This is a genomic window from Mesobacterium pallidum (assembly GCF_019966535.1).
GTDB lineage: Bacteria > Pseudomonadota > Alphaproteobacteria > Rhodobacterales > Rhodobacteraceae > Mesobacterium > Mesobacterium pallidum.
On record NZ_JAIMID010000009.1, the window covers coordinates 18,372 to 30,987 of the forward strand.

Sequence of the window (12,616 nt, forward strand, 5' to 3'; positions counted from 1 at the left end):
TACGGCCAAAGTGAGGCTGTTTCAGATTTGTGGCTATTTTACAATTGGTTAACGGAAGATCCGTGGTGGCCTGCTGCGCCGCCCACACAACATATGGTTGCCGACGCCAGAAACAGTGGGGGCAGGGCGTTTCCGAACCAGCACCATTCCGCGCCCCTCAGGCTAACGCCGAGAGCGAGATCAGCGACAGCACGCTGGTCCAGATGATGACCGGGGCGATGGCATCGGTCCGCACCCCGTGCAGCAGCGCCAGCGAAAACGCCATGGCGCCCGAGGGGCCGGCGGCGGCCATCAGCATCTGCGGCGTCCAGCTATCGCCAGGGCTGAACAGCATCAGCGCGCCCAAGACGACGGCCGGAAAGACCAGCAGCTTGGTCCCTGCGATTGCCGCGACCACCGGCGAGGGGCGCAGGGCTTGCCCCGACAGGATCACGCCAAGCGCGAACAGCGTCAGCGGCGCGGCCCCGGCGCCGGCGAATGTCGCGGCGGTCAGAACGGGGCCGGGCAGGGCGACGGCGGCCAGGCTCAGCACGATCCCGAGGGCAATGGCGATCAGCACCGGGTTGCGCAGGATGCGCCCGCCGGTCTCGCGCAGGCTGCCGCGGCCCGACATCAGCTCGGCCGTGATGATGAAGAAGGCGAAACTGCCCGTCGAGTCCCAGGTCACGATTCCGGCCACGGGGGCGGCATTGCCGGGGCCGTAGATCAACTCGGAGATGGGCCAGACATAGAGCAGCGTGTTGACGAAAACGGTGGCCATGGCCAGCAGCCAGGCCTCGAGCCGATCGCGACGAAAGAGGTGCCGCACCGCGAGGTAGGCCGCCGTGAACACCAGCGCCTGCGCCCCGATATAGAGCCCCAGGGCGCGAAAGTTGAAGGCCGCCCAGTCGGTTGCCGCCACAAGCGGCAAGATCAGCGCGGGCTGCATCACCAGGAAGGCGATGCGGTTCAGCACCCGCGCCTCTGCCTCGCTCGCCGTGCCAAGCCGCCCCATGCCGAAGCCGAGCGCCAGCATGGAAAAGACCGGCAGGACGTCCTGGACCAGGACGGTCAGCACAGGGCCATCACCGCTGGCGACGCGCCATGAAGGCCAGCCGTTCGAAGAGGTGCACGTCCTGTTCGTTCTTCAAGAGCGCCCCGTGCAGCTTGGGCAGCGCATTCGCCCCGTCGCGCTTGAGATCCTCGGCCGTCAGGTCCTCGGCCAGCAAGAGCTTGAGCCAGTCCAGCACCTCGGAGGTCGACGGCTTTTTCTTGAGCCCGGTCTGTTCGCGCAGTTCGTAGAACTGGGTCAGCGCGGCACTCAGCAGCTCTCCCTTGATGCCGGGGTGGTGCACCTCGACGATGGACCGCATCGTCTCGGGGTCGGGAAAGCGGATGTAGTGAAAGAAACAGCGGCGCAGGAAGGCGTCGGGCAGTTCCTTTTCGTTGTTCGAGGTGATGATGACGATGGGGCGCACCCTGGCGCTGATCGTCTCGCCGGTCTCGTAGACGTGGAACTCCATCCGGTCGAGCTCCTGCAGCAGGTCGTTCGGGAACTCGATGTCGGCCTTGTCGATCTCGTCGATCAGCAGCACGACCTTTTCGTCGGCGTCGAAGGCGTCCCACAGCTTGCCGCGCCGGATGTAGTTGGCCACGTCATGCACCCGTTCGTCGCCCAGCTGGCTGTCGCGCAACCGGCTGACCGCGTCGTATTCGTAAAGGCCCTGCTGCGCCTTGGTGGTGGACTTGATGTTCCATTCGATCATGCGCAGACCCAGCGCGCTGGCGACCTGCCGCGCGAGCTCTGTCTTGCCCGTGCCCGGCTCGCCCTTCACGAGCAAGGGCCGCTCGAGGGTGACGGCCGCGTTGACGGCGACGGTCAGGTCCTCGGTGGCGACGTAATCCTTCGTTCCCTCGAATTTCATAGGTGTATCCTGCACTTGGCTTTGCTTTGAGGCGGACCGTACCGCGATCATGCATTCGCCGCAATCAGGTGCTAAACGTGTAGTGACATTCCCCGATCCATGGGGTAGAGCCTCGCCATCAGGGTTGCCAAGGTCTGAAAGGGGAACGCTGCCATGTCAGACACTGGCCTCCGAGTGGGAGCAGACATGAAACAAGAAAACTTCCTAGAGGATGACTATCGTCCCGCCGAGGACGAGCCATTCATGAACGACCGCCAGGTCGAATATTTCCGTCGCAAGTTGATTAACTGGAAGAACGATCTTCTGGCCGACAGCCGGGATACGATCGAAGGCCTTCAGGATTCGACACGCAACATTCCCGACATTGCCGACCGCGCGTCCGAGGAGACGGACCGCGCGCTTGAGCTGCGCACGCGGGACCGCCAGCGCAAGCTGGTCGCCAAGATCGACGCCGCCCTGCGCCGCATCGACGAGGGCGAATACGGCTATTGCGAAGTGACCGGTGAGCCGATCTCGCTCAAGCGTCTCGACGCGCGTCCCATCGCGACCATGAGCCTCGAAGCGCAGGAGCGTCACGAGCGCCGCGAGAAGGTGCATCGCGACGATTGATCGCGGTCGCAAGGCGGATGAGTTTGGGCGAGGCCGGGCCTGCGGGTTCCGGCCTCGTTCCGTCCATAGGGCGGGCAGACCGGGCACGGGAACGGGCAGATGGCGGTAGAGGACAGGCAGATCGTGGTCGTGGGCGCGGGCATCGCCGGGCTTTCGGTGGCACTGGCGCTGGTGCAGCGCGGCGCGCGCGTGACCGTGCTGGAACAGGACGGCGAGATCTCCGAATTCGGCGCCGGCATCCAGGTCAGCCCCAACGGCGTGCGCGTGTTGCAGGCGCTGGGGCTGGGCGAGGGGCTGCGCAAGATCGGCGTTCGGGCGCGGGCGGTGTGCCTGCGCGACTACCGGCGCGGCCGCCAGGTGTTCCGGCTGGATCTCGAGACCGAGACCGGCCCGGGCTACTGGTTCGTCCACCGCGCCGACCTGGTCGAGCTGCTGGCTGGCGCCGTGCGGCACGAGGGCGCGCAGATTCGCCTGCTGCAAAAGGTCGACAAGGTGCATCCCGGGCCCGAGCCGTGGGTGCAACTGGCCAATGGCGACACGGCGCGGGGCGACCTGGTGATCGGCGCCGACGGCATCCAGTCGCGTCTGCGCCCGGTGCTGAACGGGGTGGCCGCGCCCTTCTTTACCCACCAGGTGGCCTGGCGCGCTGTGGTGCCGAACATCGTCGGCCATCCGCCCCATGCGCGGGTCCACATGGGGCCCGGTCGGCACCTTGTCAGCTACCCGCTGCGCGAGGGGCTCGAGTTGAACCTCGTCGGCGTGCAGGAACGGTCGGGCTGGGCCGAGGAAAGCTGGCGGATGCAGGATTCGCCCGACAATTTCCGCGAGGCCTTCGCCCAGTTCGGGCCCGAGGTGCACCAGATGCTTGCCGGGCTTGGCGACGTGGCGCTCTGGGGGCTCTTCCGCCACCCGGTCGCCCGCGTCTGGCATGGCGAGGGCGTGGTGCTGATGGGCGACGCGGCGCATCCGACGCTGCCCTTCATGGCGCAGGGCGCGAACATGGCGCTCGAGGATGCGTGGGTGCTGGCCGATGCGCTGGACACGGCCGACCAGCCCGCCGCGCTGGCCGCGTACCAGGCGCGGCGGCAGGAGCGCGTCACGAAGATCGTGGACACCGCGAACGGCAACGCGTGGAAATATCACCTGAAATTCCCGCCGCTGCGCTTTGCAGCGCATCTCGGGATGCAGGCGGCGTCCCTGGTCATGCCCGGCCGGATGCAGCGCCAGTTCGACTGGCTTTACGAACATGACGTGACCGGCGGCCTCGGCGTCCAGGCCGGCTGAACGCCGTTCAGGCGTCCAGTTCCACCCAGACCGGCACGTGGTCGGACGGCTTGTCGCGGCCCCGCACGTCCTTGTCGATGTGGCACTCGACCAGCAGGTCGGCGCAGGCCGGCGTCAGCAGGAAATGGTCGATCCGGATACCGTCATTCCGGTCCCAGGCGCCGCGCTGGTAATCCCAGAAGGAATAGTGCCCGGGCGCGCGGGTGCGGGCGCGGAACGCCTCGGTAAAGCCGAGGTTGACGATCCGGCGATACGCGGCGCGGCTTTCGGGCAGTGCCAGCGCATCTTCGCGCCAGGCTTCGGGACGGGCGGCGTCCTCGTCCTGCGGGATGATGTTGTAATCGCCGGCCATCAGTGCCGGCTCTTCCGCGTCCAGCAGGTCCTGAGCGCGGGCGTGCAGACGCTCCATCCAGGCCAGCTTGTAGTCGTATTTCGGCCCCGGCGCCGGGTTGCCGTTGGGCAGGTAGAGCCCGCAAAGCCGCACCGCCGTCTTACCCACCACTGTGGCCTCGATCCAGCGGGCCTGTTCGTCTGCGTCATCGCCCGGCAGCCCGCGCGTCACGTCCTCGAGCGGCAGCTTGGACAGGATCGCCACCCCGTTGAAGCTTTTCTGGCCATGGGTTTCGACGTTATAGCCTCGCTCTTCAAAGATCTCGCGGGGGAAGTTCTCGTCGACCGACTTGATCTCCTGGCACAGGACCACGTCCGGCTGCGCCTCGTCGAGCCAGGCCGGAAAGCTCTCGGCCCGTGCCTTGATGCCGTTGATGTTGAAAGTGGCGATCTTCATGGCGTGCTCCGGTCCCGGTTCTTCCCCTTCGTACCCGTCGCAGCGGGGCGCTTCAAGCGACCCGGGATTGTCGCCTGATTCGAAACGATCGCGCTCCGTCATGCCGGATTCTGGCGGTTGATACGCCGAAAATTAACTGTCGGTTAACGTGTTTAAGCCTGGAGAACACGGGCGCAAGCTTGTGGATAACTATTTTTTACACAGCGCTTTGGCCTGTCTGCCCGGCTTTGTTAACGATACCAAAGCTGTTGATAACCCGTATAACGGTAGTTGGTGCGTTGACAGACAAGGTAAGCGGGAAGAACGTTAACGCATCGAAACTGGCGACTTGGAGGAAACAATGTCCGCAGTGGTTAAAGACTTCGTTAACGCTTTCACGGAAACCGCCGATGGCCTGCACGACGGGCACGGGGTCGAGCTGATGTCCTCGGGGGCAATGATCACCGGCTCTGCCATGGATGGCGGCGAGGCGGTGCAGATGTTCTCGTCCGGCGCGCTGATCGGCGGGACCGAGGCCGCCACCGGCGAGGCCGTGCAAGCCTTTTCCTCGGGGGCGCTGATCCGCGACACGGCAGCCGCGTCGGGCGACGTGGTCGAGGCGTTCTCCTCCGGGGCATTGATCCGGGGCGGCGAAACCGCCTCCGGCGAGGCCGTACAGGCGTTTTCGTCCGGCGCCCTGATCCGGGGCACCACGGCGGCCGATGGCCACGCGGTCGAAGCGTTCTCGTCCGGTGCGATGGATCGCGGCCGGGGCAAGGCCGCGGGCGAGGCCGTCCAGGCCTTCTCGTCCGGCGCATTGGACCGCTAGGCGCGCCAACGGGCGGGCCCACCCCGGGCCCGTCCCGAATGTTCTCTCTCTCTTTCAGGAGGTTGCCATGCACAACGTGATCCAGTTTGCCCCCGCCCGGATGCAATCGGCCGAGGCGCGTCTTGCCCAGCTGGCCGAGGCGCTGGTGCGCCACCGGCGGCTGGGCGATGACGTCATGTGGCTGAAAGAGAACGCGGAATTCCTGAACGTCTGCGAATGCACCGGCCAGCCGGTTGGCGCCGAGATGCTCGAGATCTACGCGCCGGTCTACGAGCGCATCGACCGGCGCCTCGCCTTCTTCCCGCAGTATTACCGCTTCATGCTGTCGATCGCGCTTGACCTCGAGGATCTCGGAATGCCGGGCCGCAAGGCCGAAGCGATGGTGCGCTGGTGCGAGGCGCAGGGGCTGGCGCGCGGGGAATTGTCCGACCTGCAACGATTCGAGGCGCGCCGTCTGATGCAGCGCCGCGGGGTCGAGCCGCTGCGCGAGACCGGCCTCGCTGACCGCATCCGGGGCTTTGCCGCGAAAAGCGAGGTCTTTGCGCTGCCCAACAAGAAAGCCGCCTACGAGCTGACGCACACGGTGTTTTACCTGTCGGAATACGGCCGCAAGGACCCTGGCCTGGGCGACGCGGCGCGGCGCAGCCTGACCTATGCCGGGCTGATCGCCTGGCTCGAGCAAAACGCCGACCTGATGGCCGAGATCTGCATCGCCCTGCGCCAGATGGGCGCGACACCGCCCGCCAGCTGGGAGGCCTGGGTGACCAGCGCCGCGGGCTCCGCCGCCATCGTGGCGCGCGACGACCTGTCGGTAAGCGACGACTACCACGAATGGCTGGTCACCAACTGGGCCGCGGCCATGGCCGGGCAGGGCGCCTTTGCCGGCCCCGTGCCCACCGGCCGCCTGGTCTTTGGCCGCGCCCCGGCGCGCCCCGGTGCCCTGCGCCCGCTGAGCGAGGCGATGTTCGCCATGGGTGACCGGAAGGGCGGCTGGCGCGGCATGCGCAACCTGCTCGCCCATGTCCTGCCCGACCACGCCCAGTCGCTTCTGGTCGAGGCGGCCGGCGACATCCCCGAGTTCGAGGCGTTCTTTGCCCTCTTTGCCCGGGCCCAGGCGATCGAGCTGGAGCGGGTGGCATGACCGCCTCGCGGCTCCAGCTCGCGGCCGGTGTCGGCTGCGTGCTGGCCTACACGCTGCTGGCGACGGCGGCGGACGGGGTCACCAAGCATATCGCCGGGCTGTTCGCCGCGCCGCAGATGTATTTCTTTTCCGGCCTCGTGGTCATGGCGCTGGCCGTCGCGGTCAACCGCGCGCGCGCCCGGCCGCAATCCCTGGCAATCGCGCAGCCACGTCTCATGGCGCTGCGCTGCGTCATGACGGTCAGCTCGGCGGTGGGCTATTTCTACGCCTTCCGCCTACTGCCCTTTGCCGAGGTCTTCCTGTTCGTCGGTCTCATGCCGTTGATCTCGGGCCTGCTTTCGGGCCCCGTGTTGGGCGAGCGGGTCAGCCCCCGCGCCTGGGCGGCGCTGGCCCTGGGCTTTGTCGGCGTGTTGGCACTGTTCCCCGAGGGGCTGGGCGCGGTCGGCCCCGGTCACCTGGTCGCGCTTGCCGCGGCCACGGCCGGCACCGGCTCGATGGTGCTGGCGCGCAAGTTCGCCCTGCGCGAAGACAACGCCTTCGCACAGCTTTTCTATCCGAACCTCGCGCTGTCGATGGCGATGGGGCTGGCGCTGCCACTGGTCTACAAGCCCATGGCATTGGCCGACCTGGGCTGGATCGCGGGCTACGGCGCCTTCCTCTTTGCGGCCCGATTCTGCCTCGTGCACGCGCTGACCTGGATGGCGGCCTACGTCGTCACGCCGCTCATCAACCTGCAATTCGTCTGGATGGTGCTGCTGGGCGTGGTCCTGTTCGGCGAACACCCGACGGCCCAGCTCTACGTCGGCGTGACGATCGTCATCGCCTCGGGCCTCGCGCTGGTCCTCGAGTCGATCCCGCTGCCCGGGCGTCGGATGCGCCCGGTCTAGTCGCGGTCAGATCGAAAAGGACGTGCCGCAGCCGCAGCTCGACGTGGCATTCGGGTTCTCGATCACGAAGCGCGCGCCGATCAGCTCGTCGGAAAAGTCGATCACCGCGGCCGCAAGAAAGGGAAGGGAGACGCTGTCGACCACCACCTTCTCGCCCTTGCCCTCGAGCACGAGGTCATCGTCGGCCACGTCATCCAGCTTGATCTCGTACTGGAATCCCGAGCAGCCGCCGCCCTCGACCGCGACGCGCAGGGCCTTGCCCTCGCTGCTCGCACCGATCTCGGAAAGCCGGTCGAATGCCCGGTCTGTCACTTTGGGGGGGAGTTGCATGGTCGCATTCTCCTGCAAGCGGTTCCTGTTCTTCGCAATTCCTCATATATGGGGCCTCGGGACAGGCGACAAGAGAGGCAATCCATGCGCGCGCCCTATGCATCGGACCCCGCGCAGGCGCGCGGGCGGCTCATTCCGGAAGAGGAAAGCGTGTTTCGCTCGTGTTTCCAACGCGATCGGGACAGGATCATCCATGCCTCGTCCTTCCGGCGGCTGAAACACAAGACCCAGGTCTTCGTCGAACACGAGGGTGATTATTTCCGCACACGTCTCACGCATTCGATCGAGGTGGCGCAGGTGGCCCGCACGATCTGTGGCGCGCTGGACCTCAACCCCGAGCTGACCGAGGCGGTCGCGCTGGCCCATGACCTGGGCCACCCGCCCTTCGGCCATACCGGAGAGGATGCGCTGGCCGAGCTGATGGCGCCCTATGGCGGGTTCGATCACAACGCCCAGGCGATCCGCATCGTGACCTCGCTCGAACGGCATTACGCCGAGTTCGACGGGTTGAACCTCACCTGGGAAACCCTTGAAGGGATTGCGAAACATAACGGCCCCGTTACGGGGGACATCCCCTGGGCGCTGGCGCAATACAACGCCCGCCACGACCTGGAACTGCACACCCATGCCAGTGCCGAGGCGCAGGTCGCCGCGCTCTCGGACGACATCGCCTACAACAACCACGACCTGCACGACGGGCTCAGGGCCGAGCTTTTCAGCACCGACGACCTGGCCGAGATGCCGATCCTCGCCGATTGCTTCATCGAGGTGGACCGCAAGTATCCCGGCCTCAACTACTACCGCCGCCGTCACGAGGCGCTGCGCCGCTTTTTCGGCATCCTGGTCGAGGACGTGATCGACAATGCCCGGCGCACGCTGAACGAGGTTCAGCCGCAATCCGTGACGGACATCCGCCATGCGGGCCGCATGATGATCTACTTCAGCCCGGCGCTGTGGGAGGATCTCAAGGTCATCCGCAAGTTCCTGTTCCACCGCATGTATCGCGCGCCTTCGGTGGTCGAAATGCGCAAGCAGGTCACCCAGGTGGTACGCGAGCTGTTCCCGATGTTCATGGAGCATACGGACCTGCTGCCCAAGCAATGGCGCAAGGACGTGGCCGAGGCGACGACCGAGGTGCAGATGGCGCGGATCGTCAGCGACTACATCTCTGGCATGACAGACCGCTTCGCGCTGCAGGAACATGAGCGCATGATCCTGAAGGGGGACAAGACGGCCTCGACCGCCTGACCCTTTCATTATTCCAAAAATACTCACGCGGGCGGCGCCACCGGCGCTGCCCTCGGGGCATGGGCGCCGGTCGGGAATACCTGACTTGGCGTCACCCTGCGCAAGGGGCACACTACCTTTGCGCGGGCACGGGGCGGGTATGTCGCCCGCAGGTCGTGATGCCGCCCGATTGAGGGACCCGAGACGGGGGATAGGACATGGATGAAATTGCAAGTCTTCTCAAGGAACTGGGCGCGGTGATTGGCGGGTTGGTCGCGATCATCACCGCGATCAAGGGATTGCTCGACGCCACCAAGGTGCGCCGCGCGCGCCGCGACGGCGGACCCGAGGCCGAGGCCGCGACGCTGGCCCAGGTCTCGCATGACGTGGCGCGGGGCAGCACGCCGGCCCGGGTCAAGTTCCGCCCCTCGGCCGGGCGGTTGACGCTGCGGATGATCCTGATGGTCGGTCTCAGCATCGCCGTCATCGTCGGAGGGCTGGTCTACGAGGAAAGCTACGGCTTCATGTCCGACGGCATGGCCTATGTGCTGGTCGGCCTCGCGGGCCTCTTCCTCTTCGTCGCCTTCGTCTGCTTCATGCGGCTCACGTATCGCGGGTTGCTCGTCGTTCTCGTCCGATAAGGCCCTGTGCGGCCTTGGTCCATTGACCTGCCCGCCTGCGGTGGTAAACCGCGCAGGATATCTGAAGGACAGGACCGATGAACCTCTTTGCCGAGATCCGCGCGACCGTGATCGCCGCACTCGAAGCCATGACCGCCGAGGGCGTGCTGCCCGAGGGGCTCGACTTTGCCAACGTGGCGGTCGAGCCGCCGCGCGATGCGGCCCATGGCGACATGGCAACCAACGCGGCCATGGTGCTGGCCAAGCCCGCCGGCATGAAGCCCCGCGACATCGCCGACATCCTGTCGGGCAAGCTGGCCGAGGATGACCGGATCACCGAGGCAAGCGTCGCCGGTCCCGGCTTCCTGAACATGCGGCTGGCGCCCTCGATCTGGCAGGGGGTGGTCAAGGCCGCGCTGATCGGCGGGCCGGACTACGGCCGGTCCGAGATGGGCAAGGGGCAGAAGGTCAACGTCGAATACGTCTCGGCCAACCCCACGGGGCCCATGCACGTCGGCCATGCCCGCGGCGCGATCGTGGGCGACGCCATGGCCAGCCTGCTGGATTACGCCGGCTATGACGTGACGCGCGAGTATTACATCAACGATGGCGGCGCGCAGGTCGATGTGCTCGCCCGGTCGGTCTACCTGCGGTATCTCGAGGCGCATGGCCGCGAGGTCGAATTCGCCGACGGCACCTATCCCGGCGACTACCTCGTCGAGGTCGGTCAAAAGCTGATGGACAAGGTGGGCGACGCCTATGTGGACGAGCCGGAAGAGGTCTGGCTGGCCGAAGTCCGCGAATTCGCCACCGACGCCATGATGGAGCTGATCCGCGAAGACCTTGCGGCGCTTGGCGTCCACATGGACCATTTCTTCAGCGAGAAAAGCCTGTATGGCACCGGAAAGATCGAGGCTGCGATCGACGCGCTCCGCGCCAAGGGCCTGATCTACCGTGGCGTGCTCGAGCCGCCCAAGGGCAAGACCCCCGAGGATTGGGAGCCGCGTGAGCAGACGCTGTTCAAGTCGACCGAACATGGCGACGACGTGGACCGGCCGATCATGAAATCGGACGGCGCCTGGACCTATTTCGCGCCCGATATCGCCTATCACTACGACAAGGTGACCCGCGGCTACGACCTGCTGATCGACATCTTCGGCGCCGATCACGGCGGCTATGTCAAGCGGATGAAGGCGGCGGTGTCGGCCCTGTCGGACGGCCGCGTGCCGCTCGACATCAAGCTGATCCAGTTGGTGAAACTCTACAAGAACGGCGAGCCGTTCAAGATGTCCAAGCGGGCAGGGACCTTTGTGACCCTGCGCGACGTGGTGGACATGGTGGGCGCTGACGTGGCCCGGTTCCACATGCTGATGCGCAAGAACGACGCGCCGCTGGATTTCGATTTCGACAAGGTGACCGAACAGTCCAAGGACAACCCGGTCTACTACGTGCAATATGCCCATGCGCGCGTCTGCTCGGTGCTGCGCAAGGCGGTGGATGCCGGGATCGCCATCGACGACGCCACGCTCAGCGCCACCGACTTGACGGGTCTGACCCATGCCGGAGAGCTGGAGCTGGCGAAAAAGATCGCAGAATGGCCGCGCCTGGTCGAGATCGCGGCGCGCGGGAACGAACCGCACCGCGTGGCCTTCTACCTTTACGAGCTGGCCTCGGACCTCAACACGCAATGGAGCCGGGGCAAGGACGACGCGTCTCTGCGCTTCCTGCAAGAGGACGACCCGGCCACCAGCCAAGCGAAAATCGCCCTTGCGCGGGCCACGGCCATTGTCATTTCGGCCGGTCTTGGTATCTTGGGTGTGACACCTGCGGAAGAATTGCGCTGACAAAACAAGGCGCGCCCGGGAGTCGACAGGCAAGCCGGGCGCGTAACACTCGCCCGGAGACATGAGGCGAGACATGGCAGATTTCCCGATGGGCTCGACCGGGCAGGCGGGCCACTACGGCTATTCCGACACCGAAGAACCCGCGGCGCCGCTGGGCGCGCGCGTGGGCACGATGGCGAACTGGGCCGGGGCCGTCGTGTCGCTGGCGCTGATCGCCGGCGTGGGCGTCTGGGGCTACAAGCTGCTGATGCGGGACGTGACCGGCATCCCCGTGGTCCGGGCGGCCGAGGGCCCGATGCGCATCGCCCCCAAGGACCCGGGCGGCCGCCGTGCCGAACACCAGGGCCTTGCCGTCAATTCCGTTGCCGGTAGCGGCGCGGCCGAGCCGCCGGCCGACCGTCTGGTGCTGGCCCCGCAGGGCATCGGCCTCACCGACGAGGACCAGCCCCTGCGCCCTGCGGCGCTCTTGCCTGCGCCCGCGCCCGAGGCCCCGACCGTGCAAGACGCCCCCGTCATCGCCCAGACCGGCGCCGAGGCTGGCGAGCCGGGCGTGATGAACGAGGTTCAGAGGGCCTCGCTCCTGGCGCTTGCCGACCAGATCGCCGCCGCGAATGCCCCGCTTTCGCCGCTTGCCCCCGCATCGCAAAGCGCGACGGTCGAGGCCCCCATGCCAGAGGCCGAAAGCGACACCGCCGCCGACACCACCGAGGCCCCGAACGACGATCCGCTCGCCCGCGCCGTGGCCGAGGCGGTGGCTTCGGACGTGGTGGCCGAAGTGGTGCTGCCGCGCGAAGGGCTGTGGAAATCACCGCGTCCCAGCAAGCGGCCGGCGGGGCTGCAGACCGCCTCGCTTGGGCCTGTCACCGTGGCGCCCGAAGCAGCGGCCGGCCCGCGTGAGCTGGATCTTGCCGACATCCCCGTCGGCACGCGGCTGGCGCAGCTGGGGGCCTTCGACAGCCCGGAAACCGCTCGCGAGGAATGGGACCGGCTGGTGCAGAAGTTCGATGTCTACATGGAGGGCAAGGACCGCGTGATCGAAAAGGCGTCATCCGGCGGGCGCACCTTCTACCGGCTGCGCGCCCATGGGTTCGACGATCTCGCCGACGCCCGCCGCTTCTGTTCCGCCTTCGTCGCGGAACGTGCCGATTGCATCCCGGTCGTGAAAAAGTAAAACG

The 12,616-nt window shown here is 66.6% G+C and carries 13 protein-coding genes; 9 read left to right on the top strand and 4 right to left on the bottom strand.

The window, feature by feature from the left end; all coding sequences use genetic code 11:
• Positions 1 to 157: 157 nt before the first annotated feature.
• Together MF270_RS14000 and MF270_RS14005 are read right to left on the bottom strand one after the other, a co-directional pair.
• Complete coding sequence (locus MF270_RS14000) at positions 158 to 1,057, bottom strand: AEC family transporter (RefSeq protein WP_238366523.1); 900 nt, start codon at positions 1,055 to 1,057, stop codon at positions 158 to 160.
• 7 nt (positions 1,058 to 1,064) lie between these two features.
• A complete protein-coding gene (locus tag MF270_RS14005; protein ID WP_238366524.1) occupies positions 1,065 to 1,904 on the bottom strand; it encodes an AAA family ATPase in 840 nt (279 codons plus the stop codon).
• Positions 1,905 to 2,090: 186 nt separating this feature from the next.
• Here MF270_RS14005 and dksA point away from each other — a divergent pair, with 186 nt between their 5' ends.
• Both dksA and MF270_RS14015 read left to right on the top strand, forming a co-directional pair.
• Positions 2,091 to 2,513, top strand: a complete 423-nt coding sequence (dksA, locus tag MF270_RS14010) for an RNA polymerase-binding protein DksA (protein ID WP_238366525.1) — start codon at positions 2,091 to 2,093, stop codon at positions 2,511 to 2,513.
• Between the two features lie 99 nt (positions 2,514 to 2,612).
• Positions 2,613 to 3,797, top strand: a complete 1,185-nt coding sequence (locus MF270_RS14015) for an FAD-dependent oxidoreductase (protein WP_238366526.1) — start codon at positions 2,613 to 2,615, stop codon at positions 3,795 to 3,797.
• A 7-nt stretch (positions 3,798 to 3,804) separates the two neighbouring features.
• Here MF270_RS14015 and xth read toward each other — a convergent pair whose 3' ends face one another.
• Positions 3,805 to 4,584 carry an exodeoxyribonuclease III gene (gene xth, locus MF270_RS14020; protein ID WP_238366527.1) on the bottom strand — a complete coding sequence of 260 codons (780 nt, stop codon included), beginning with the start codon at positions 4,582 to 4,584 and terminating at the stop codon, positions 3,805 to 3,807.
• A 340-nt stretch (positions 4,585 to 4,924) separates the two neighbouring features.
• Between xth and MF270_RS14025 the strand changes: the two genes are divergently transcribed.
• From MF270_RS14025 to MF270_RS14035, 3 genes are all read left to right on the top strand, one after another.
• On the top strand, positions 4,925 to 5,392 hold the full coding sequence (locus MF270_RS14025; protein ID WP_238366528.1) for a DUF6749 family protein: 468 nt from the start codon (positions 4,925 to 4,927) through the stop codon (positions 5,390 to 5,392).
• Positions 5,393 to 5,459: 67 nt separating this feature from the next.
• Positions 5,460 to 6,533, top strand: a complete 1,074-nt coding sequence (locus MF270_RS14030; protein WP_238366529.1) for a DUF6902 family protein — start codon at positions 5,460 to 5,462, stop codon at positions 6,531 to 6,533.
• On the top strand, positions 6,530 to 7,420 hold the full coding sequence (locus MF270_RS14035) for a DMT family transporter (RefSeq protein WP_238366530.1): 891 nt from the start codon (positions 6,530 to 6,532) through the stop codon (positions 7,418 to 7,420). Before MF270_RS14030 ends, MF270_RS14035 begins: the two co-directional genes overlap by 4 nt.
• Before the next feature lie 6 nt (positions 7,421 to 7,426).
• Here the strand turns inward: MF270_RS14035 and MF270_RS14040 are convergent, their stop codons facing one another.
• Positions 7,427 to 7,750 carry a HesB/IscA family protein gene (locus tag MF270_RS14040; RefSeq protein ID WP_238366531.1) on the bottom strand — a complete coding sequence of 108 codons (324 nt, stop codon included), beginning with the start codon at positions 7,748 to 7,750 and terminating at the stop codon, positions 7,427 to 7,429.
• An 84-nt stretch (positions 7,751 to 7,834) separates the two neighbouring features.
• Between MF270_RS14040 and MF270_RS14045 the strand changes: the two genes are divergently transcribed.
• From MF270_RS14045 to MF270_RS14060, 4 genes are all read left to right on the top strand, one after another.
• A complete protein-coding gene (locus MF270_RS14045) occupies positions 7,835 to 8,998 on the top strand; it encodes a deoxyguanosinetriphosphate triphosphohydrolase (RefSeq protein WP_238366532.1) in 1,164 nt (387 codons plus the stop codon).
• A gap of 197 nt (positions 8,999 to 9,195) precedes the next feature.
• Positions 9,196 to 9,618 (top strand): hypothetical protein, encoded by a 423-nt coding sequence (locus MF270_RS14050; protein ID WP_238366533.1) that lies wholly within the window; start codon positions 9,196 to 9,198, stop codon positions 9,616 to 9,618.
• Between the two features lie 77 nt (positions 9,619 to 9,695).
• Positions 9,696 to 11,441: an arginine--tRNA ligase gene (argS, locus tag MF270_RS14055; protein ID WP_238366534.1), complete on the top strand. Its 1,746-nt coding sequence runs from the start codon at positions 9,696 to 9,698 to the stop codon at positions 11,439 to 11,441.
• Positions 11,442 to 11,514: 73 nt separating this feature from the next.
• On the top strand, positions 11,515 to 12,612 hold the full coding sequence (locus MF270_RS14060) for an SPOR domain-containing protein (RefSeq protein ID WP_238366535.1): 1,098 nt from the start codon (positions 11,515 to 11,517) through the stop codon (positions 12,610 to 12,612).
• Positions 12,613 to 12,616 lie beyond the last annotated feature (4 nt).

What these genes read in the sequence shown, in the direction of transcription:
- MF270_RS14040 (WP_238366531.1), bottom strand. Translation starts at nt 7,750, where the DNA reads ATGCAACTCCCCCCCAAAGTGACAGACCGGGCATTCGACCGGCTTTCC.
- argS (WP_238366534.1), top strand. Translation starts at nt 9,696, where the DNA reads ATGAACCTCTTTGCCGAGATCCGCGCGACCGTGATCGCCGCACTCGAA.
- MF270_RS14045 (WP_238366532.1), top strand. Translation starts at nt 7,835, where the DNA reads ATGCGCGCGCCCTATGCATCGGACCCCGCGCAGGCGCGCGGGCGGCTC.
- dksA (WP_238366525.1), top strand. Translation starts at nt 2,091, where the DNA reads ATGAAACAAGAAAACTTCCTAGAGGATGACTATCGTCCCGCCGAGGAC.
- MF270_RS14025 (WP_238366528.1), top strand. Translation starts at nt 4,925, where the DNA reads ATGTCCGCAGTGGTTAAAGACTTCGTTAACGCTTTCACGGAAACCGCC.
- xth (WP_238366527.1), bottom strand. Translation starts at nt 4,584, where the DNA reads ATGAAGATCGCCACTTTCAACATCAACGGCATCAAGGCACGGGCCGAG.
- MF270_RS14050 (WP_238366533.1), top strand. Translation starts at nt 9,196, where the DNA reads ATGGATGAAATTGCAAGTCTTCTCAAGGAACTGGGCGCGGTGATTGGC.
- MF270_RS14060 (WP_238366535.1), top strand. Translation starts at nt 11,515, where the DNA reads ATGGCAGATTTCCCGATGGGCTCGACCGGGCAGGCGGGCCACTACGGC.
- MF270_RS14035 (WP_238366530.1), top strand. Translation starts at nt 6,530, where the DNA reads ATGACCGCCTCGCGGCTCCAGCTCGCGGCCGGTGTCGGCTGCGTGCTG.
- MF270_RS14005 (WP_238366524.1), bottom strand. Translation starts at nt 1,904, where the DNA reads ATGAAATTCGAGGGAACGAAGGATTACGTCGCCACCGAGGACCTGACC.
- MF270_RS14030 (WP_238366529.1), top strand. Translation starts at nt 5,460, where the DNA reads ATGCACAACGTGATCCAGTTTGCCCCCGCCCGGATGCAATCGGCCGAG.
- MF270_RS14015 (WP_238366526.1), top strand. Translation starts at nt 2,613, where the DNA reads ATGGCGGTAGAGGACAGGCAGATCGTGGTCGTGGGCGCGGGCATCGCC.